The sequence below is a fragment of the Novosphingobium sp. BL-A-41-Hi4A-0G genome, assembly GCF_055521735.1.
Genome location: NZ_CM145501.1, coordinates 2,458,704 through 2,477,973 on the forward strand (window position 1 = coordinate 2,458,704; position 19,270 = coordinate 2,477,973).

Genomic DNA, 19,270 nt, shown 5'->3' on the forward strand with positions numbered 1-19,270 from the left:
CGCCGGGACGACAAAAAGTTACAGATCATCAATAACTTGGCCGTCACCCCGGCGAAGGCCGGGGTCCATGACCTCTCAACACTCAGGCGTTGGGATTGGGCGCGAAGGCGCAGATCTTGTTGCCATCAGGATCGCGCAGGTAAGCACCGTACTGCTGACCGGGCGCATTGACGCGCACGCCGGGCTCACCCTCGCAAGTGCCGCCATTGGCAAGGCCCGCCGCATGCCAGGCATCGACCACCGAGGAATCCGCAGCCTTGAAGCCCAGCGTGTAGCCGTTCGAGACGGTGTGCGGCTCGCCATTGCCGGGCCTGGCCACGATCAGCGAGCCATTGGCCGAGGGGAATGCGGTGCCGTGCGGCAGCGGAACGGCGGTGGTGTGGCCGAGCGTTTCCATCACCGCTGTGTAGAACTTGCGTGACTTTTCAATGTCGTTGGTGCCGAGGAAGGTATGGGTAAACAAGGCGGACTCTCCGTATGGATTGTTATTGGACCGAACCATCTAACCCGCGCCGTGCGAGGGCGTCGAGAGGGAATGCGCTGGCGGAATGAAACGTCAGAACGTCGTCGGGCTTTCCTGAACCGGATCAGCGCGATGGGCTGCCGCATAGACCTCTGCCGCCTTCATCACTCGCATCATGTTGCCGCTGGCGAGTCTGGCGAGATCGCCCTTCGACCAGCCGCGCCGGGCGAGTTCGGCGAAGAGCGCGGGGTAGGTCGAAACGTCTTCCATTCCCTGCACCGTCGCCTCGACGCCATCGAGGTCACCGCCAAGGCCGACGTGGTCCGCGCCGATCAATTTTGCAATGTGATCAATATGATCGGCAACGTCGCGGACGCTCCCGCGCGGCATCGGGTTGGCCTTGTCCCACCCCGCCATCGCCGCTTTCTCAGCCTCCGGATCGCCGCGATTGAGCGCCTTGGCCCGCGCGGCCTCTGCATCGCGGGCAGCGCTCCATTGTCTCGCCGCTTCAACGACATAGGGCGGATAGAAGTTGACCATGACGATCCCGCCCGCCGCGCCGATCTGGCGCAGGGTCTCGTCCGAGACGTTGCGGGCGTGGTGGTTGATTGCCCTTGCATTCGAATGGCTTACGATCGGCGGCGGACCACCCAGCGCGAGCACGTCGCGCATCGTCGCCACGCTCACATGGGCGAGGTCCACCAGCATGCCAAGCCTTTGCATTTCCTTGACAACTTGCACTCCGAACGGCGTCAGACCGTCGTGCGCCGGGGCGTCGGTGGCGCTGTCAGCCCAGGCGTTGTTCCTGAAATGCGTCAGCGTCATGTAGCGCGCACCGAGGCTGTACATCTGGCGCAGGACGCCCAGCGAGGCGCCGATGGAATGGCCGCCTTCCATGCCGATGAGCGAGGCTATCTTCTTTGATTTCCACGCTTTTTCGACGCATGCGGTATCGCCGCAGAACTGCATTTCCGCCGGGTGCCGCGCGATCAGGCGCTTCATCACGTCGATCTGTTCGAGCGTTGCCTGGACCGCCATCGGCTCGGGCAGATCGGCCGAGACATAGACCGACCAGAACTGCGCACCGACGCCTCCGACCTTCAGTCGCGGCAGGTCGGTCATCATGCCCGCAGCACGTGAGTCGTTGAAATCAAAGCCTTCCAGCACGTCCTTGCGCCGTTCGCGGAGCTGCTCGGGGACGTCATTGTGGCCGTCCCAGACCAGCGGAGAGGAAATCTCCAACTCTCGCGAACTCTGCGGGGACTCTGCGGCAACTCCCCCGCAACTCCCCCACAACAGGGCCATGCAGACGAGGGGCGAAACGAGGCTTCTGGTCACGCGCATTTCGTCCGCTCCGATCCGGTCAAAGATCCTGAAGTGATCCTATGCGGCAGGCTGTTCCGACATCACGTCGTCGCCATCGCGCTCGGGCAGCATCAGAAACAGCGCGAGGCTGACAACCGAGCCCATCGCCATGATGATCGACACCGTCAGCAACTGGTCGTCTCCCAACCAGCCAAACAGGGTGCCCGCCAGCAACGGACTTCCCGCAGCGCCCAGCCGCCCCACGCCCAGCGCGAAACCTGTGCCGGTGGCCCGCGCATAAGCCGGGAAGCCCCGCGCAAAGGCGGCATAATAGCCGCTGATCGCCGCATTGGTGAAGAAACCAGCGATCATCGTCGCCCATTGCCACGCATTCAGCGTATCCCGCCCGGTGCCGAACCATGCCACCATCATCGCGCCGATCAGCAACATCAGCGCGGTCGGGCACCTGACCCCCAACCGCGCCATCACGAAGCCGAAAAGCGCGCTGCCCAGGAACCCGCCGATGTTTGCGTATGTCAGCACCGTGGCCGCTTGCGCCGGAGGATAGCCCGGCGGATAATCGGACACGATCTGCACACCAAACTTCAGGATGTAATAGAACGTGATGCAGTGGAACGTGTAGCCGAACGATAACAGCAGGGTGACCGGGCGCAGTCTGGGGTTGGACAGGATATCGGTTACGCGCGGCTTGGCGGCGCTCGCCACGATCGCCGGCAGATCGCCGATGGCAGGCTTGCCGAAAGCGGCGAGCGTGCGGTTCACGCCCGCGAGATTGCGCTTCGTCGCCAGATAGGCCGCCGTTTCAGGCACCAGCACCAGAATGATGGGGATCAGAACTGCGGTCACCACCGCGCCGAACACGAACACGGCGTGCCAGCTGAACGTGGGTAGCAGCCATTCCGATGCCACGATTCCGCCGACGATCGCGCCCAGCGGATAGCCCGCCACATAAACCGCGATGGAGACCGAGCGCCAACGGCTGTTGGTGCTTTCGGCGACAACCGCGTTGGTGGTGGTGAGCATCCCGCCGATGCCGATGCCGGTGAGGAACCGGTAGGCAACCATCGGCTCAACCGCCGCCGCGATGCTTGCCAGATACATGCCGATCGCCATCAGCACGAGACAGAAAAGCATTGTAAACTTGCGGCCATATCGGTCTGCCGCGCCGCCCAGGAGCACCGAACCGAAGCCCATGCCGATCAGTTCGGCCGAAAGCACCACGCCCAGCGCCGGGCGAGCGATGCCCCAATCGGCGGTGATCCCCGGCGCGGCAAAGGCGCTCGACAGCACGTCAAACCCGTCAAGCGCGTTCAACAGCACCATCAGGACCACCACGATCCACTGGCGAACGCCCATTGGCGTCTGCTCGATCACCTCGCGCGGAGTTTGTGACATGCGGCCCGATTCCTCTCCAGTTACGCTTATTGCTATCTGATATAACTTATTCGTGGATTCTGGAAAGCAGTTCGATGAGCTGCCGCACTTCCTTGTCGGTGAAGCGGCTTTTCACCCAGGCTTCGTGCTCGCCAATGGCCGTCTTGGCACGGGCGAGCATTTCGACGCCCTGCGGTTCAAGGAACAGCGCCTGCTTGCGCCCGTCCTTGGGCGACCGGTCCCGGCGCAGGAAGTGCTTGGCCTGCAAGCGGTTGATGATCGCCATCGTCGTGGCCCGGTCCATGCGCAGGCGCTGCGCCAGATCGGTCTGCGCGATGCCGGGATGATCGTCGACCAGCCAGAGCACCGAGACCTGCTTCTGCGTGAGATCGAGATCGGTGAAGGTTTCGGTGAAGTGCCGAAGGCACGCACCGTGCGCGAGGCGGATGTGGAATCCGAGAATGTCGTTGATCGCGCCGACGTCATCCTCATCGGTGTGGCCGACGGGCGCGATGGCGTCGGCGAATTTGTCCTTGATCAATGCCCTGCCCCCAACGAATGCGCTTGTCTAATTGTTAGCAATACATACAATATCGCGAGGAGGATGCCATGGCTCAATTTCCGAACACCCCCAGCTTCACGGGATTCAACACGCCATCGCGGATTGAGGCGGACATTGCCGACCTCGCGCACGAGGGCACGATTCCGCAAGGATTAAACGGCGCATTCTATCGCGTCCAGCCCGACCCGCAGTTTCCTCCGCGCCTGGCCGATGACATCGCCTTCAATGGCGACGGCATGATCACCCGATTCCACATCCACGACGGCCAGGTGGACTTCCGCCAGCGCTGGGCGAAGACCGACAAGTGGAAGCTGGAAAACGCCGCCGGAAAGGCCCTTTTCGGCGCCTATCGCAATCCGCTGACCGACGATGACGCGGTGAAGGGCGAGATCCGATCCACCGCCAATACCAATGCCTTCATCTTCGGCGGCAAGCTCTGGGCGATGAAGGAAGATTCCCCTGCCCTCGTCATGGACCCGGCGACGATGGAGACTTTCGGGTTCGAGAAGTTCGGCGGCAAGATGACCGGCCAGACCTTCACCGCGCATCCCAAGGTCGACCCTGTGACCGGCAACATGGTCGCCATCGGCTATGCCGCGAGCGGACTGTGCACCGACGACGTGACCTACATGGAAGTGAGCCCGACAGGCGAGCTGATCCGCGAGGTGTGGTTCAAGGTGCCCTACTACTGCATGATGCACGATTTCGGCATTACCGAGGATTACCTCGTGCTGCACATCGTGCCTTCGATCGGCAGCTGGGAGCGGCTGGAAAAGGGCATGCCGCACTTCGGCTTCGACACGACCAAGCCGGTGCACCTTGGCATCATCCCGCGCCGCGACGGGGTGCGTCAGGAGGACATCCGCTGGTTCACCCGTGACAACTGCTTTGCCAGCCACGTACTCAACGCCTGGCAGGAGGGAACCAAGGTCCACTTCGTGACCTGCGAGGCGAAGAACAACATGTTCCCGTTCTTCCCCGACGTGCACGGTGCGCCGTTCAACGGCATGGAAGCGATGAGCTACCCGACCGACTGGGTGGTGGACATGGCCAGCAACGGCGAAGACTTTGCCGAGATCGTAAAGCTATCGGACACGATGGGCGAATTTCCGCGTATTGACGACCGCTTTACCGGACAGAAAACCCGCTACGGCTGGTTCCTCGAGATGGACGTAAAGCGCCCGGTGGAGCTGCGTGGCGGCAGCGCGGGCGGGCTGCTGATGAACTGCCTGTTCCATAAGGACTTCGAGACGGGCCGCGAGCAGCACTGGTGGTGCGGGCCGGTGTCGAGCCTTCAGGAGCCGTGCTTCGTGCCGCGCTCCAAGGATGCCCCCGAAGGCGATGGCTGGATCGTGCAGGTGTGCAACCGGCTGGAAGATCACCGCAGCGACCTGCTGATCTTCGACGCGCTCGACATCGAGAAAGGCCCGGTCGCGACAGTCAATATCCCCATCCGCCTGCGCTTCGGCCTGCACGGCAACTGGGCCAACGCGGATGAGATCGGGCTGCTGGAAAAGGACCTGGCGGCATGATCCAGCCTGGGCTCGAGTTCGTCTATGAGGCCACGGGCGAACTTGAGCCGCCGGTGGCGATTGGCGAGACTTTTGACGGGACGCGGCGGATCATTCCGATTGTCGGCGGCGGGCGTGTCGAGGGGCCGCTGATCCAAGGCAGGCTGATCGGCAATGCGGCGGACTGGCAGGTGACGCGGCCCGACGGGGTGACCGTGGCCGATGCGATCTATGCGCTGGAGACCGATGACGGGGTGGTGATCCAGATCCGCAACCGCGGGCTGCGGCACGGGCCTCCCGAGGTCATGCAGCGGCTGGCTTCGGGGCAGGAGGTCGATCCTGCGGAATACTACTTCCGCACGGTGCCGGAATTCATCGCGCCCAAGGGGAAGTATGACTGGATGAACCGGTCGATCTTCGTTTGCTCGGGCGCGCGCTATCCGCTGGGGATCAAGCTGTGGGTCTGGCGGGTGACTTGAGCGAACCTTGCACCCCCGCGAAAGCGGGGGTCTCCATCGGTTTGCGCTCACGTTCCGCAACAACAACGAGGCCCCCGCCTTTGCGGGGGCGCAGATATGCTAGGCAGCCCGCTCCAGCAATGCCGCCTCGTCCCGCTCGGCGCGCTTGGCGATGATCAGCATCAGCACCACGATCGGGATCGCCACGGTGTTGATCGAGAGCATCGCCGTGCGCAGGGAGCCGGTGGCGTCGGACAGGAGGCCCACCACGTAGGGGCCGATGCCCATGCCGAGGATGGTCATGACCAGCAGGTAGAGGCTGGAGGTGAGGCCTCGCATGCGCGGCAGGACCTGATCGTACATGATCGCATAGAGCGGGGGCAGCCAGCCGGTGAGGATGAAGCTGTAGATCAGGAAGCGGGCGTAGAAGCTGCCGGGATCGGCGGCGTAGTAGACCCAGAACGACATGATCGGCGAGATGCCCATGGCAAAGAGCGCCACCCATGCGCGCCCTGCTCCGGGGAAGCGCTGTTGCAGCCAGTCGGACAGCGGGCCCCAGACGAGCGGGCCGATGATGCCCATACCAGCCGAGAGCAAGCCGAACTGCAGCGCGGTCTCCTGCATCGTCAACCCGTAGCTGCGGATCAGGAAGCTGGGGTTGAAGGCCATCATGCCGTAGTTCAGCACCGACTGCAGCGTGCCGACCGCCATGCACATCATCACAGTGGGCGAGCGCGAGATGACGCGGAAGGCCTGGGCATCGCCCAGCTTCATGCCCTGCATCAGGTTGACGATGACGAAGACGCCGAGGCCGATCACGCTCCATTGCAGGGCGTGGGGATTGATCGACAGGCCGCCCAGAACCATCGCGGGCTTGGGGCTGATCGCGTTGCTGAGCTGTGTGAGCGCGTAAGCGGCAGTGGCGATCAGAGCGAGGGCCAGCAGATTACCGCGCACCATCGCGGGGCTGGCGCCCCTGCCCTTCATGCCGATCCAGTGGAAACCGGGGGTGACCGAGCCGAGCAGGGCAAGGCTTTTGCGGAAGGGGTTGGCTTCGGGCGCGGTTTCGATGCCGTCCATCTGGCCGCGGACCGGCTCCTTCAGCGTCCACAGGAACGCGGCGAGGACGAAGCCGGGGGTGGCGGCGACGAGGAAGGCGAACTGCCAGCCCTTGAGGCCACCTGCGGCATGGTGTGCGTCCCACCAGCCTGCCGCCACGCCGCCCAGCACCAGCGATCCGCCAAGGCCCAGCGCGATAGCCGAGGCCATGACCGACATGACGAAGCCGCGCCGATGCTTGGGCCAGAAGTCATAGAGCAGCGAGGTGCCTGCAGGCGACGTTGCCGCCTCGCCGATGCCGACGCCGAGGCGTGAGAGGGCGAGCATCGAGAAGCTCGAGGCAAACCCCGCCAGGCCGGTGGCGGCGGACCAGAACAGCAGGCTTATCGCCAGCAGACGGGTGCGTATCCAGCCGTCGGCCAGGCGGCCCACCGGCAGCGAGAACAGCGCGTAGAACAGGGCAAAGACGGTGCCGTAGAGCAGGCCCATCTCGGCATCGCCGATGGCCAGATCCTTCTTGATCGCAGGCGCGAGGATCGCGAGGATCTGGCGATCGAGCAGGCTCATCGCATTGGTCAGCGCGACGAGGACGAGCGCGTACCATGCGCCGGGGGCCAATTTCGCACTTGGGGGCGTGCGGCGCGGTTCTATGGTCATTGGCTCTCCCGTCGTTCTTTTTCGCTACCTCGGAATGCCCACCCCCAGCCCCTCCCGCCTGCGGGAGGGGGGATGAAAGTCCGTCATAAATTCCTGCTCCCCCGCGAAGGCGGGGGCCTCAGTCGGTCTAAGACGCGTTCCGTAACACCACCGAGGTCCCCGCTTTCGCGGGGACGCAGCGGTGATTCCTACAGCTTGAACCACTTCTCCGCGTTCGTCTGGAAGAACTTCTTCTTGGTTTCGGCACTCATGTCCATTGCATCCAAGTCGCGGACTTCCTGCGCGACGTACTGGTAGGGGTAGTCCATCGCGTACATCACGCGGTCCTCACCCATGACCTGCTGGCAGAACTTGATCGCCGGTTCCCACGCCACGCCCGAATTGGTGACCAGGACGTTGGTCTGGAGATATTCGGCGATGGTCTTCTTCAGCGGCTTCATGCGCTCGTAGCGCTGCGAGCGGACGCCGGCCTGGTGCATGTAATCAAGGCGGTAGAGCCAGTAGGGCAGCGCCTCGCCCATGTGGCCGACCATGATCTGCAAGCTGGGGTACTTGTCGAAGATGCCGATGGTGATGAGGCGCAGCAGGTGCATGCCCGTCTCGACGCCGAAGCCGAAGATCGCGCCATCGAGCCCGGCATCGAGCATCGGGCCGATCATCGAATCCGGCGAAGTGGCGGGGTGGATGTAGAGCGGCTGGTCAACCTCGACGAGGGCGCGGAAGATCGGGTCGAAGAATTCCTCGTCGAGATAGCGGCCTTGCGTGTGGCTGTTGATCTGGATGCCCTTGAAGCCCAGTTCCCTGGCGCCGCGATGGATTTCACGGGCCGACCATTCGGGATCCTGCGGGGCCACGGTGCCCATGCCGATGTAGCGATCCGGATGCTTTTCGCAGGCGGCGGCGAGTGTGTCGTTGGCGCGGGTGGCGAGGGTTTTCGCTTCCTCGACGTCGAGCAGTGGTTGGACCCCGGGCGAGGTCAGCGCGAGGATTGCCTTGTCGATGCCGGTCGCATCCATGTCGGCGATGCGGCGATCGCCGAGGTCAAGCAGGCGCTCGAGGATCTGGGTGGCGCGTTCAGAGGGCGATTGCGCGTAGAAGCCCCAGAGCGAAACCATGCCCTTGTCGGCAGTGCCATCGCGGATCATGCGCAAGTAGACGTCGATGATCTCGCGTGTGGCGAAGGCTTCCTCGGTGGCGATGCGCAGGTAGCCTTGGCTCCCGCCAGTTTTCAGTTCTTGCGTCATTTTCTCTCCGATCCTCGCCACATACCTAGCGCTTGCGGAAGGTGCCCCTCCCCCATGCTTCGCATGGTCCCCCTCCCCGTCCCGGGGAGGAATGAAATTCAGCCCTCGTGCACGGCCTTGGTGACCATGCAGGCGAGGACGCCTTCGGGGCCGTCTTCGGCGCCGTGGCCGGACCACTTGACGCCGCCGAACGGAGAGTCCGCGCCGCCGATCATTGTCGAGTTGAGGCCAAGCATGCCGGTCTCGATCTCGTGCGCTAGGCGTTTCTGGCGGGCAGCACTGTCGGTCCAGGCGTAGGCGGCAAGACCATAAGGCAGGCGGTTGGCCTCGGCGATCATCGCCTCTTCGCCGGTGAAGGGGTTGATCAGGGCGACGGGGCCGAAGGGCTCCTCGTTCATGATCGAGGCATCGAGCGGGACTTCGGACAGGACTGTGGGGGCGTAGAAGTACCCGGCGTTGCCGATGCGCTCACCGCCGGTGTGGAGGCGTGCGCCGCGCGTGACGGCATCGCCGATCAGGCGGTCCATCGCCTCGGGACGGCGGAGGTTGGCCATCGGGCCCATCTGCGAGCCGTCTTCCAGACCGTTGCCGACCTTGATCCGGCCCACGCGCTCGGCAAAGCCATCGCGGAAGCGTTCGAAGACGTTTTCCTCGACGATGAAGCGGGTGGGCGAGACGCAGACCTGGCCTGCATTGCGGTACTTCGACGCGGCCATCGTATCGAGGGCCTTGTCGATATCGGCATCGCCGAAGATCAATACCGGGCCGTGGCCGCCCAGTTCCATCGTGGTGCGCAGCATGTTGTCGGCGGCAAGGCGCATGAGGTGCTTGCCGACGACGGTCGAGCCGGTGAACGACAGCTTGCGGATGACGGGCAAGCCAAGCAGGTGGCGGCTAACTTCATCGGGCACGCCGAACACGGCTTGCGCGACTTCCTTTGGCAGCCCGGCATCGAGCAGGCACTGGAGCACGCCAAGCGCCGAGGCGGGCGTTTCCTCCGCTGCCTTGAGGATGACCGAGCATCCGGCGGCGATGGGCGCGCCAAGCTTGCGTCCCGGATTGCCGAGCGGGAAGTTCCATGGCGCAAAGGCGGCGACGGGGCCGACCGGTTCGTGCGTGATGGTGCTGCGTTGTCCGGCGGGGCGGACGAGCGTGCGGCCATAGATGCGGAAGACTTCGCCCGCGTAGAAGTTGAACAGGCCGACGTTCATCAGGACTTCGATGCGCGCCTCAGGCAGGGTCTTGCCCTCTTCCATCGTGGCGATGCGGGCGAGATCCTCCTGCCGCTCCATCATCAGGCGCGCTGCGCCTTGCAGCACGGCGGCGCGCTGCTGTGGCGTGCTGGTCCGCCAGATGCGGAAGCCCTTCGCCGCGACTTCGAGCGCGCGGTCGAGATCGGCGGCTTCGGCCAGCGGCAGTTCGCCAATGGTCTCGCCCGTGGCGGGATTGACGACGGCGTGGGTGCGCCGGCCTGCGCCGCTCACGCGCTCGCCGTCGATGATCATGTGAAGCGTGGGATAGGTGGTCATTTTCATTCCAGTGCTGCCGACGGGAGCCGGGAGGAAGTGGCTCCCGCCAGCATTCGTTTAGCCGCGCGCGTTCTCGCGGTCGATGTCGCCCTGCCAGCGCTGGGCGACCATTTCCTCGCCCGTCACCGGGTGCTTCATGTGGAAGGCGTTGAGCTTGTGCGTGGGCCACAGCCAGTGGTCCTTGATCAGCTCGTCCGGGCCGGTCGGATCTTCGGGATAGGTGACCTTGGGGAACGGCACGTATTCGTGCGGGGTGTGGGCCCAGCCGTGTTCGAAATCGGCATGCCAGATCGGCATGTAGTTGAGGATGTGCATCCGCCACACGCCGTCCACCTTCTTGTAGGTGTTCTCGTAGATGCCGCCTTCCCACCACTGGCGCGCCTTGAGGTGCGGGGCATCGCCTTCGTAGTCTTTGTGGCGCCCTGCCTGCATCATCGAGCGGGCGCGACCAAAGGCGATTTCGCCGCCGGGCTGGACGTTGATGATGTCCTGCAGCTGCGGGTGATCGAGCAGGAAGCCGTCGATCGGGCCGTTGTTGCCGTATGTGAAGCGCTTCTGGAAGCGTTCGACGTAGAGGCGGCGCACGCCTTCCTTGCCCTTCCAGACGCCGCCGAAGAAACGCACTTCGCCGTCGTCGGTGAACAGGTCCACCGTCTCGTTATACATGCACTTGTCGATCAGGTAGCCGTAGAGGTGCTGCAGCTTGCGGATATCAAGCTCGTCCTCGCGGACGGTGAGGCGCTTTTCGAGATCGGCAAGGCGGCTTTCGAGCGCGGCAATCTGGCTGCTATCGGACACGTTCAACTCCCATGTATTTTGCCAATTTATTTGTAAGTCTTACTAACAATCTGACCAAGTCGAACGACGCTGTCAACGCCCCTCCGCTTCAAGCCGTTCAACTTCCTCGCGATAGGGCTTGATCGCCCGGAACATGAGGAAGGTGGCGAGCGGCATGAGCACGCTGGCGGTGATCAGCATCGCTTTCCAAAGCTGCGTGGGATCACCGATCAGCACATCCTGCACCTTGCCGACGACGTAGCTGCCCATCGCGCCGAAGAAGGTGAACATGAACAGGTAGAAGGCGGTGACCTGCCCGCGCATGTCATTGGGAGCGACGCGCTGGACGGCGGCGTTCTGCGGCACGGCCCCTGCTATGCCGAACATGCCCGAGAAGCCGAACATGATCAGCGAACCCCACGCCGTGGGCATCAGGATGGCGGTGATCGTACAGACGGTGACACCGGCGGCGCAGCATGTTGCGGCGCGGACGTTGGCGTCCTTGTAGCGCTTGGCCAGCCATTCGACGAAGATACCGCCGAGCAAGAGGCCCGAAAGCGAGGCGACGAGGATCGTGCCGCCAAGCGCCGCGCCGATCTGCCCCTCGTTCCAGCCGAACGTGCGGACCATGAACGGCACGCGCCAGAACTGCAGGCCGAAGGTTTCGATGGCGCTGAGTGCGAGGGCTCCGAACAGCGGGTAATAGACGCGCGGCTTGGCGTTGATCGCGCGGAAGGCATCGAGGCCCATGAAGGTCAGCACCTTGCGGCCGAACGATGCGTCCTTGGGCACTTGCGGGCCATCAGCAGCAGGCGCGAGGCGCGGCGGCTCCTTCACGGTGAGGAACAGCAGGCCGACCAGCAGCGAGGGGATTCCCATGAACACGAGAATCCACTGCCAGCCGAGGATCGTCAGCGGCCCGAGGTGCGTCGGTCCCCAGGACGCAGTCATCATCACCAGCATGCCGCCGATCAGTGGTCCGAGCGTGGTGCCGCCGATGAAGCCGAACTGCAGCAGGGCGAAGGCGCGCGTCAGCTTCTTGGGCGGAAAAGCATCGGCGAGCAGCGAATAGGACGATGGCGCGTGGGCGGAGCCACCAGCCGCCAGAAACACGCGGCTGCCGACGAACTGGCCGAAGCTCTGCGCAAGGCCGCCCGCCGAGATGATCACGCCGACCAGCGCCGACCCTGCCCCCAGCACGTACTTGCGCGGATAGATGTCCGCTAGGCGCGCCAGGGGAATGCCGACGAAGAGGTAGCAGATGATGCTGGCCGGCCCTGCAAGGAAGCCCAGCTGCGAATCGGTGAGGCCGAAATCGTGCTTGATCCGCTCGGCCAGCATGCCGAAGGTCACGGCATCGAAGAAGGTCAGGAAGGTGGCGAGGATGATAACGGTCAGCGCCCAATAGGCGGCGCCCGCCGGGTGGGATTCACGCTCCTGCACGGCGATCCGATCGGGATTTGCGGCCAGTTCCGCTGGCGCGACGACACCTGCCATGACTTCTCCTCTCCTGCCGCGCCCTGCCCTTTGACGGACCTTTTCGAAGCGGCGATATTGTTAGTCTTGCATACAATTCTCTGCTGGTGAATACAAAAGGCGAAAAATGATTCCCGCTCCCGTTCAAGGGATGACGAACAGGCAAGAATGGAGAGGCAAATGCAGAACCTGCCGGGCAAGACGGCTTTCGTGACGGGCGGCGCCAGCGGCATCGGTCTTGGCATCGCCAAGGCGCTGCTGGGCGCAGGGATGAACGTGACCATCGCCGACATCCGGCAGGATCACCTCGATTCCGCGGTCGAGGAGCTGGCGGGCGGCGACCGCGTGCTGGCGGTCAAGCTCGACGTGACCAACCGCGAGCAGTTTGCAGCTGTGGCCGATGCGGTCGAGGCGAAGTTCGGCAAGATTCACATACTCGTGAACAACGCAGGCGTCGCCGTGGTCGGGCCAACCGAGCTTGCGACCTTTGCCGATTGGGACTGGGTCATGGGCGTGAACGTTGGCGGCACGATCAACGGCATCGTCACCATGCTGCCGCGCATCTTGGCGCACGGCGAAGGCGGGCACATCGTGTGCACCGCATCGATGAGCGCGCTGGTGCCGGTGGGAATGACCACGATCTATTCCTCGGGCAAGGCGGCGGTCACTTCTATGATGGAATGCATGCGCCCAGAACTCGAACCGCGCGGCGTGATCTGCAGCGCCTTTTGCCCCGGCGCAGTGCAATCGAACATTGCCGATGCTGCCAAGACCCGGCCTGCAGACCTTGCCGACACCGGCTATGCCGAGGCCGACAAGCGCCGCGCATCGGGCGGCAACTTCATGCACCTCTACCAGACCAAGGAGCAGGTCGGGCAGCGCGTGCTGGAAGGCATCCTCAACGACGAGCTCTATATCCTTACCCACTCCGAATTCCTGACCGGCGTGGAGGAGCGCGGGCTTGCCACAACAGCAGCGGTGCAGACGCATCTGCCCGAGAACCCGGAGTACAAGCAGACTTTCGCCATGCTGTTTCGCAACCCTGCGATCACCGAGGAGATCGCCCGGCAGAACAAGCTGAAAGAGGCGCGCGGCGCATGAAGGACTTCGCGGGACGCACCGCCTTCGTCACCGGGGGCGCGAATGGGGTGGGCATCGGACTGGTCCGCCAGTTGCTCAATGAAGGCTGCAAGGTCGCCATTGCCGATATCCGGCAGGATTCGATCGACAAGGCCTTGGCATCACTCGACAATCGGGAAGTGATGGGCGTGCAGCTCGACGTGGCCAGCCGCGATGGTTTCAAGGCGGCGGCGGACGAGGTGGAAGCCCAGTTTGGCCCGGTTTCGATCCTGTGCAACAATGCGGGCGTGAACCTGTTCCAGCCGATCGAGGAAAGCTCCTATGACGACTGGGACTGGCTGATGGGCGTCAACCTCCACGGTGTGATCAACGGGGTGATGACGTTCGTTCCGCGCATGGTCGAGCGCGTGAAGGCGGGCGAGCAGAAGGGCGGGCACGTGGTCAACACCGCCTCGATGGCGGCCTTCCTCGCTGCGGGCAGCCCCGGCATCTACAACACCACCAAGTTCGCGGTGCGCGGGCTTTCGGAATCGCTGCACTATTCGCTGCTGAAGTACGAGATCGGCGTCTCGGTGCTCTGCCCCGGCCTGGTGAAGAGCTACATCTATGCCAGCGACGACGTGCGGCCCGATGCCTTGAAGGGGGCGATGAAGCCGGTCGATCCAAGCGCGGTGGAGCGGCTGCAGGGGCTGCACGAATTCGGCATGGAGCCCGACGTGATCGGCGCCCGGGTGATCGAGGCGATGAAGGCCAACCGCCTGCACATCTTCTCGCACCCCGACCACAAGCAGGAAATGCGCGAGATCTTCGACGAGATCATCGCCGAGTATCAGGACTACCCGAAGGACCCCGGCTTCGACCGGCGCGTGGCCTTCGAGAAGTTCCGGGCGGACAGCTTTGCCGAGGCGCGACGGCAGTCAAGGGCGGCGGATTTTTGAGGGGCTGCGTTTGTGCCCACCCCTGCCCCCTCCCGCTTGCGGGAGGGGAATGAGAGCGCTGCCTTTGCCCTCCCGCAAGCGGGAGGGCCGCGAGACTTAGCGAGCCGAAGGCGAGCTTAGTCGCAGCGGGGTGGGCAGCCCGCGCCGCTCAAGCGACGTCGCGCAGAGCCTCGACGAACTTGTCGATGTTGCCGGTGGTCAGACCCGCAATGTTGATGCGGCCCGAGCCTGCCATGTAGACGCCATGCTTTTCGCGGATGGCGAGGATCTGCTCGCCGTTCAGCGGCAGCATCGAGAACAGGCCGTTCTGCACGCCCAGCGGGGCCATGTTGATCGGGCCGACCTGCTGCGCGGCGGCAAGACGATCGCGCACCCAGCGCATGCGGTCGCGCATCTCGTCAAGCTCGGCCAGCCACATTGCGGTCAGTTCAGCATCGCTGAGGATCAGGCGCACGGCAGCCGCGCCATGGTCAGGCGGCATCGACCACGAAGCGCGGGCGATGGTTGCGCCGTTGCCCATGGCATTGGCGAGCGCGGTTGCGTCAGACGTGACGGCGTAGAACGCACCGACACGGTCGCGATAGAGGCCGAAGTTCTTGTCGCACGAATAGGCCACCAGCGCTTCGGGCGCGAGGCTCAGCACCTTGCGCAAGCCATAGGCATCGGCTTCCATGCCAGCGCCAAGGCCTTGATAGGCAAGGTCGAGGATCGGCAGGACCTGGCGCTCGACCAGCAGCGGGGCGATCTCGTCCCACTGGGCTTCGGTGTAATCGACGCCGGTCGGGTTGTGGCAGCAGCCGTGGAGCAGGACGGCATCGCCGGCCTCGGCCCCTGCCAGCGCGGTCTTCAGCGCTTCGAGATCGGCAAAGCCATCGGCGGTCATGTGGCTGAAGGTCTTCAGCTCCATGCCGGCAGCCGCGATGATCTGCGCGTGGTTGGGCCACGAAGGCGTACCCATCCACACCCGCTTCACGCCCGACCGCTTGGCCACCTCGATGGCGAGACGCACCGCGCCGGTACCGCCAGGGGCCTGCATGCCCTCGACCTTCGAACGGTCGAAGTCCTTGCCGAAGACGTAGGGGATCAGCGCGTGGACGAAGCCCATGTCGCCTTCGGGGCCGAGGTAGGCCTTGGAATCCTGATCGGCCAGAAGCTTCGCCTCGGCGGCCTTGATCGCCTTGAACACCGGGGTATCGCCCTCGGAGGTGCGATAGACGCCAACGCCGAGGTCGATCTTGTCGGCACGCGGATCGGCGTTGTGGAGCTTGATCAGCGCCAGCAAGGCATCGGCGGGCTGCGCGGCAAGATTTTCGAGCATGGTTCTCAGGCCTTCCATCCGGGGAGCGAATTGCGGCGGCTCCATGCCGCCGGAAGGCCGCGGGGGCAACCCCCGCATTTCAATTACAAGGTATGCGGGGGGCAATTTGCACGGTTGTTGCGCAAAACCCTCAGAACGGGAACCAGTTCTGCTTGCGCGAGAACTTCATGTAGCCCCCGTTTATGCCGAGGCGCAGGCCCGCACCCGAACGGACGGGAATCAGTACCGTATCGCCCTTGCGCAAGTAGCTCACGTGGAAGCCGCCGATGAGGTAGGCCTGCCCCTCGCCCGCCGGGAATCGCTTGTAGAGCTCTTCGCTGTCGAAAAGGTTATACACGAGCACAAAGGTGCTGGCGGCATTGGCGCCTGCGTCGAAGCCGATTGACGGGCCGGTCCAGTAGACCGGGCGCTCACCCTCGACCTTGTGATGCAGCGTGCCCGAACCATAACGCAGGCCGACGACCAGCGCGCCGCCCGCCTCGCGCCCGACGATGTAGGCGTTGGGCTCGCCCTGCTTCTTGAGCAGGTCCTTGATCAGGTCGGCAAGGCCCGCCGCGCCCTTGCCGAACACGCCTTCGGCAGCGCAGATCAGGTCATCGTCCTTGTAAGTCGTTCCTGCAGCCGCTTTGGTGGCAGGCGGCGTTGCGGCGGTGGCTGGAGCCGTCGTGGCCGAAGGCGGCGGTGCGTCTGCGGGAAGCGCCGGGAGGCTGCCCGCCTCGGCTCCAGCCGGACTGGCAGCAGGGGATTGTGGGGACGTCTGCGCGGGCTGCGCCGGCATTGCACCGGGGGTAAGATCACCATCGATCACGGCGTTCGGGTCGACGGTCTGGACTTGCGCCGAAACGCCTGTCGCGGCCACGGACAGACAGGCCGCCATGCCGATAGCAAAGCGGCGACCGAGCACGCGTGCGTGATAAACCAGTGTCATCATATTTCTGTCCGTCCGATCCCTGCGCAATGCGCGCGCCCCTGCCATGCTACCAGAATCCAAGGCTGGCCTGCGAACAATGAACCGGCGATGAGTCGAGTCGGAAACGCGCCAAAGCGTAGTGAAGAGCAGATTTCCACCCATGCGGATTTTTGCCCGAGAAGCCCTTGCCGCCCCCCACAACCCTCGTTATAGCGCCCCCTCGCCGCTGCGATCCGGAGACGTGGGTGAGTGGCTGAAACCAACGGTTTGCTAAACCGTCGTACTGGTAAATCCGGTACCGAGGGTTCGAATCCCTCCGTCTCCGCCAACATTGCTTGATTTTATTGATATTTTTTCAAGATCGCACGCCTGTTCCCATAACCGCTCCCCGATAGGTCCGGCACTTGAGGCAAACGCCAGCGGCTGGATTCGCTCAATCGGCGCACACCTCAACATTTCTCAACAGGGGCGGGACAATCGTCTGTCATGTCATTCGGGCGGCCTTGCCGGTGCCCGCCATGGAAGCTGGAAACGACTACACACCGAACGCGACAAATCGCGGCTGGAAATGGCTGGTTTGTGCGGGTTTCGAGAGGTGGCAGCTTCTCAGTCAAAAATGACTTGCGACTTGGATTCGACCAAAAGCCCGGTTTTCTGCGGGTTTGCGGCAAGTCAGTTTCGGGTCACTCGTGAACCAGCCGAACCACAAGCCCATGGCACAGATGCCTATCCAGCCTTGCCCTTCTTGGCCGCCTTTTTCAGCTTCTTTTGCGCCGACTGAAAATCAATCGCGACCGGCTGTAGCTCCCCGGTCTCATTGATGTTCCACGGCGGGCGGAAGCATTGCCGAGGCTTCATGGCGAGCATGCATTCTTCGATCCTGGCCCACCACATGAGAATATGCGCCGATTGCATGGTGCCTTTCGCCTGCCCCCATTTCGGCGGCAGATGAATCACCTTTGCGCCAGTCCGGAAGACTGCATCGACCTGAGGGGGATTTTCCAAAAAGTCCCGGTCGGCTGAAAGAATCGCATCGCCGCCATCGGCCATAAACTCGGTGATCCAGTGAACGTCTGACTTCCCGGCCTGTCTGGCGCTCACGACGGAATCCAGTATCCAGCCGTCCCGCAATGCAATCTCGCGGACCGCTTTGATAATCGCCTCTGCGACGTGCTCGTCAGCCCTGATCCTCAACTTGCCAATTCAAGCTCAAAGCGCACGGCACCCTCAACCTGCCCGCGTGACACATTGAACCAGCGCGCCACTCTGTCAAAGTTGCCGTCTTCCGCTTTCCATTGCCGAAACAAGGCATCGGTCGGGATGCCTGCGCTGTCCACCAGCGGCTTTCCGAATGCCCGCGCCGGATCGAGAACAATATCGGGATGGTCGCCCGGGCGAGGCTTCCAGCGCGAGGCCAAATGCGTCGCCGGATCAAAGATCACTCCCTTGGCAATCGACGCTTCGATTGCATCCCAGATCAGATACTGACCCGTCACTAGTTCCCAAGTTGGCCGGTCGCCAACCTCCTCGGAAGCCTGAGCAATCACCCGGCGACGGTCGGTTAGATATTTCACATCGGACAAGGCAAAGGGATGCTGAACGCTCCATTCCTTGCGTGCCATTTCGGCAGCCTTGCGAAGCGTCTGCATCGAGACGCCTTGGCCACGAAAATACTCAATGAACCGCAGTTCCATCAGGTCCAGAAAGCTGACCGTGGGGGACTTCTTGAAGTCGCGATCCACAATCGGCCCGGATTTGCTGCTTGGCCAGCCGTTTATCCACCCGCGCAGCTTGGCCGCATGGGAAACGCCCAGCAATCGGGTTGCATCCCCGATGCTGTAGAAACCCGCAAGCAACGGGTCGCGGTCAATGGCTTCCATGACTCCCATGATCTTATCCTAGCGGCTGGGCTGTCCGATGACACCCCAAAATCGGCATGGCTTGCAATCGCACCATGCATCCCACCGGAACCAAGGGGCTGATTCAAAGATGCTCACCCAAGTATGCAATGGCTCTAATTATCGGGACGAAATGCCCGTCGAGCGCGGTTCGGCTTGGCTCGAATCCATCGCCCAATTGCGTTTCGATCCGACGTTCCAATTTCGCGCAGTTTGGGTTCGTCGGATTTTCCTTCCGGTCGCGCACTGCGAACACCTTTTGCATTTTTAGGTCCAGCCGGACCGAATAACGGGCGCAGTCTGGGCGATCATTCTCGTAGGAAACAGCATCCGGCGAGAACTGCGCGTCGAACCAGTCAATTTCCGGCGCATACACGTATTGCTCGCTCACCATAACCGACGCTTCGAGACAACGGCCTGTTTCCCGGTGACATTCAATTGTGACTGTGCCGGGAACCAGTGCGCCACCGCCATCTATGCGTTTCCAGCTCCCTTGAGCACGAACGTATCCGCCGTAGCTGAATAAGTGAGCGTTAGTGTTTGGCCGCGCCCCCTGTGCCGATTCTAGCACTGCAATTTCTCTAGTTAGTTCAAATGCAAGCAACGCGATGAAAAAGGCAATCTTCCACCAGTTGCGGCGACGTTTTGCACCAAGTTCTCGGGAATCGTTCGTCGCGTCGGTCATAGGCA

Annotated in this window: 18 protein-coding genes and 1 tRNA gene; 5 read left to right on the plus strand and 14 right to left on the minus strand. The window is 63.2% G+C overall.

Features of this window, described 5'->3' with window-relative positions:
* Positions 1–82 precede the first annotated feature (82 nt).
* The 4 genes from ACZ1JX_RS11915 to ACZ1JX_RS11930 form a co-directional block, all read right to left on the minus strand.
* On the minus strand, positions 83–463 hold the full coding sequence (locus tag ACZ1JX_RS11915; RefSeq protein WP_465123759.1) for a VOC family protein: 381 nt from the start codon (positions 461–463) through the stop codon (positions 83–85).
* A gap of 93 nt (positions 464–556) precedes the next feature.
* Entirely contained in the window at positions 557–1,807 is a 1,251-nt protein-coding gene (locus tag ACZ1JX_RS11920) for a dipeptidase (RefSeq protein WP_465123760.1), read from the minus strand.
* 39 nt (positions 1,808–1,846) lie between these two features.
* Complete coding sequence (locus ACZ1JX_RS11925) at positions 1,847–3,184, minus strand: MFS transporter (RefSeq protein ID WP_465123761.1); 1,338 nt, start codon at positions 3,182–3,184, stop codon at positions 1,847–1,849.
* A 46-nt stretch (positions 3,185–3,230) separates the two neighbouring features.
* Positions 3,231–3,704 carry a MarR family winged helix-turn-helix transcriptional regulator gene (locus ACZ1JX_RS11930; protein WP_465123762.1) on the minus strand — a complete coding sequence of 158 codons (474 nt, stop codon included), beginning with the start codon at positions 3,702–3,704 and terminating at the stop codon, positions 3,231–3,233.
* Positions 3,705–3,772: 68 nt separating this feature from the next.
* Between ACZ1JX_RS11930 and ACZ1JX_RS11935 the strand changes: the two genes are divergently transcribed.
* Positions 3,773–5,257: a carotenoid oxygenase family protein gene (locus tag ACZ1JX_RS11935; RefSeq protein WP_465123763.1), complete on the plus strand. Its 1,485-nt coding sequence runs from the start codon at positions 3,773–3,775 to the stop codon at positions 5,255–5,257.
* A complete protein-coding gene (locus tag ACZ1JX_RS11940) occupies positions 5,254–5,715 on the plus strand; it encodes a DUF3237 domain-containing protein (protein ID WP_465123764.1) in 462 nt (153 codons plus the stop codon). Before ACZ1JX_RS11935 ends, ACZ1JX_RS11940 begins: the two co-directional genes overlap by 4 nt.
* A gap of 99 nt (positions 5,716–5,814) precedes the next feature.
* Here the strand turns inward: ACZ1JX_RS11940 and ACZ1JX_RS11945 are convergent, their stop codons facing one another.
* From ACZ1JX_RS11945 to ACZ1JX_RS11965, 5 genes are all read right to left on the minus strand, one after another.
* A complete protein-coding gene (locus ACZ1JX_RS11945) occupies positions 5,815–7,410 on the minus strand; it encodes an MFS transporter (protein WP_465123765.1) in 1,596 nt (531 codons plus the stop codon).
* A gap of 188 nt (positions 7,411–7,598) precedes the next feature.
* A complete protein-coding gene (locus tag ACZ1JX_RS11950) occupies positions 7,599–8,654 on the minus strand; it encodes an amidohydrolase family protein (protein WP_465123766.1) in 1,056 nt (351 codons plus the stop codon).
* Between the two features lie 98 nt (positions 8,655–8,752).
* Positions 8,753–10,183 carry an NAD-dependent succinate-semialdehyde dehydrogenase gene (locus ACZ1JX_RS11955; protein WP_465123767.1) on the minus strand — a complete coding sequence of 477 codons (1,431 nt, stop codon included), beginning with the start codon at positions 10,181–10,183 and terminating at the stop codon, positions 8,753–8,755.
* A 57-nt stretch (positions 10,184–10,240) separates the two neighbouring features.
* Positions 10,241–10,981 carry a nuclear transport factor 2 family protein gene (locus ACZ1JX_RS11960; protein ID WP_465123768.1) on the minus strand — a complete coding sequence of 247 codons (741 nt, stop codon included), beginning with the start codon at positions 10,979–10,981 and terminating at the stop codon, positions 10,241–10,243.
* Between the two features lie 72 nt (positions 10,982–11,053).
* Positions 11,054–12,457 (minus strand): MFS transporter, encoded by a 1,404-nt coding sequence (locus ACZ1JX_RS11965; RefSeq protein ID WP_465123769.1) that lies wholly within the window; start codon positions 12,455–12,457, stop codon positions 11,054–11,056.
* 159 nt (positions 12,458–12,616) lie between these two features.
* Here ACZ1JX_RS11965 and ACZ1JX_RS11970 point away from each other — a divergent pair, with 159 nt between their 5' ends.
* Positions 12,617–13,537, plus strand: a complete 921-nt coding sequence (locus ACZ1JX_RS11970) for an SDR family NAD(P)-dependent oxidoreductase (protein ID WP_465123770.1) — start codon at positions 12,617–12,619, stop codon at positions 13,535–13,537.
* Positions 13,534–14,454, plus strand: a complete 921-nt coding sequence (locus tag ACZ1JX_RS11975; protein WP_465123771.1) for an SDR family NAD(P)-dependent oxidoreductase — start codon at positions 13,534–13,536, stop codon at positions 14,452–14,454. Before ACZ1JX_RS11970 ends, ACZ1JX_RS11975 begins: the two co-directional genes overlap by 4 nt.
* Positions 14,455–14,602: 148 nt before the next feature.
* Here the strand turns inward: ACZ1JX_RS11975 and ACZ1JX_RS11980 are convergent, their stop codons facing one another.
* Together ACZ1JX_RS11980 and ACZ1JX_RS11985 are read right to left on the minus strand one after the other, a co-directional pair.
* Complete coding sequence (locus tag ACZ1JX_RS11980; protein ID WP_465123772.1) at positions 14,603–15,790, minus strand: amino acid aminotransferase; 1,188 nt, start codon at positions 15,788–15,790, stop codon at positions 14,603–14,605.
* Between the two features lie 112 nt (positions 15,791–15,902).
* A complete protein-coding gene (locus tag ACZ1JX_RS11985) occupies positions 15,903–16,700 on the minus strand; it encodes a DUF1134 domain-containing protein (protein ID WP_465126406.1) in 798 nt (265 codons plus the stop codon).
* A 217-nt stretch (positions 16,701–16,917) separates the two neighbouring features.
* On the opposite strand from ACZ1JX_RS11985, the gene ACZ1JX_RS11990 reads away from it, so the two are divergent.
* Positions 16,918–17,010: transfer RNA gene (locus ACZ1JX_RS11990), tRNA-Ser, on the plus strand.
* 398 nt (positions 17,011–17,408) lie between these two features.
* Here ACZ1JX_RS11990 and ACZ1JX_RS11995 read toward each other — a convergent pair.
* The 3 genes from ACZ1JX_RS11995 to ACZ1JX_RS12005 all read right to left on the minus strand — a co-directional run bounded on the left by ACZ1JX_RS11995 (position 17,409) and on the right by ACZ1JX_RS12005 (position 19,265).
* Positions 17,409–17,876, minus strand: coding sequence for a PIN-like domain-containing protein (locus ACZ1JX_RS11995; RefSeq protein WP_465123773.1), 468 nt, complete (start codon positions 17,874–17,876; stop codon positions 17,409–17,411).
* Complete coding sequence (locus ACZ1JX_RS12000; protein ID WP_465123774.1) at positions 17,873–18,571, minus strand: MerR family transcriptional regulator; 699 nt, start codon at positions 18,569–18,571, stop codon at positions 17,873–17,875. Before ACZ1JX_RS12000 ends, ACZ1JX_RS11995 begins: the two co-directional genes overlap by 4 nt.
* Positions 18,572–18,665: 94 nt before the next feature.
* Entirely contained in the window at positions 18,666–19,265 is a 600-nt protein-coding gene (locus ACZ1JX_RS12005; RefSeq protein WP_465123775.1) for a hypothetical protein, read from the minus strand.
* Positions 19,266–19,270: the final 5 nt, after the last annotated feature.

Coding starts and splice junctions, on each gene's coding strand:
- ACZ1JX_RS11920 (WP_465123760.1), bottom strand. CDS start 1,807: ATGCGCGTGACCAGAAGCCTCGTTTCGCCCCTCGTCTGCATGGCCCTG.
- ACZ1JX_RS11925 (WP_465123761.1), bottom strand. CDS start 3,184: ATGTCACAAACTCCGCGCGAGGTGATCGAGCAGACGCCAATGGGCGTT.
- ACZ1JX_RS11935 (WP_465123763.1), top strand. CDS start 3,773: ATGGCTCAATTTCCGAACACCCCCAGCTTCACGGGATTCAACACGCCA.
- ACZ1JX_RS11940 (WP_465123764.1), top strand. CDS start 5,254: ATGATCCAGCCTGGGCTCGAGTTCGTCTATGAGGCCACGGGCGAACTT.
- ACZ1JX_RS11945 (WP_465123765.1), bottom strand. CDS start 7,410: ATGACCATAGAACCGCGCCGCACGCCCCCAAGTGCGAAATTGGCCCCC.
- ACZ1JX_RS11950 (WP_465123766.1), bottom strand. CDS start 8,654: ATGACGCAAGAACTGAAAACTGGCGGGAGCCAAGGCTACCTGCGCATC.
- ACZ1JX_RS11955 (WP_465123767.1), bottom strand. CDS start 10,183: ATGACCACCTATCCCACGCTTCACATGATCATCGACGGCGAGCGCGTG.
- ACZ1JX_RS11965 (WP_465123769.1), bottom strand. CDS start 12,457: ATGGCAGGTGTCGTCGCGCCAGCGGAACTGGCCGCAAATCCCGATCGG.
- ACZ1JX_RS11970 (WP_465123770.1), top strand. CDS start 12,617: ATGCAGAACCTGCCGGGCAAGACGGCTTTCGTGACGGGCGGCGCCAGC.
- ACZ1JX_RS11975 (WP_465123771.1), top strand. CDS start 13,534: ATGAAGGACTTCGCGGGACGCACCGCCTTCGTCACCGGGGGCGCGAAT.
- ACZ1JX_RS11980 (WP_465123772.1), bottom strand. CDS start 15,790: ATGGAAGGCCTGAGAACCATGCTCGAAAATCTTGCCGCGCAGCCCGCC.
- ACZ1JX_RS11985 (WP_465126406.1), bottom strand. CDS start 16,700: ATGACACTGGTTTATCACGCACGCGTGCTCGGTCGCCGCTTTGCTATC.
- ACZ1JX_RS12000 (WP_465123774.1), bottom strand. CDS start 18,571: ATGGGAGTCATGGAAGCCATTGACCGCGACCCGTTGCTTGCGGGTTTC.
- ACZ1JX_RS12005 (WP_465123775.1), bottom strand. CDS start 19,265: ATGACCGACGCGACGAACGATTCCCGAGAACTTGGTGCAAAACGTCGC.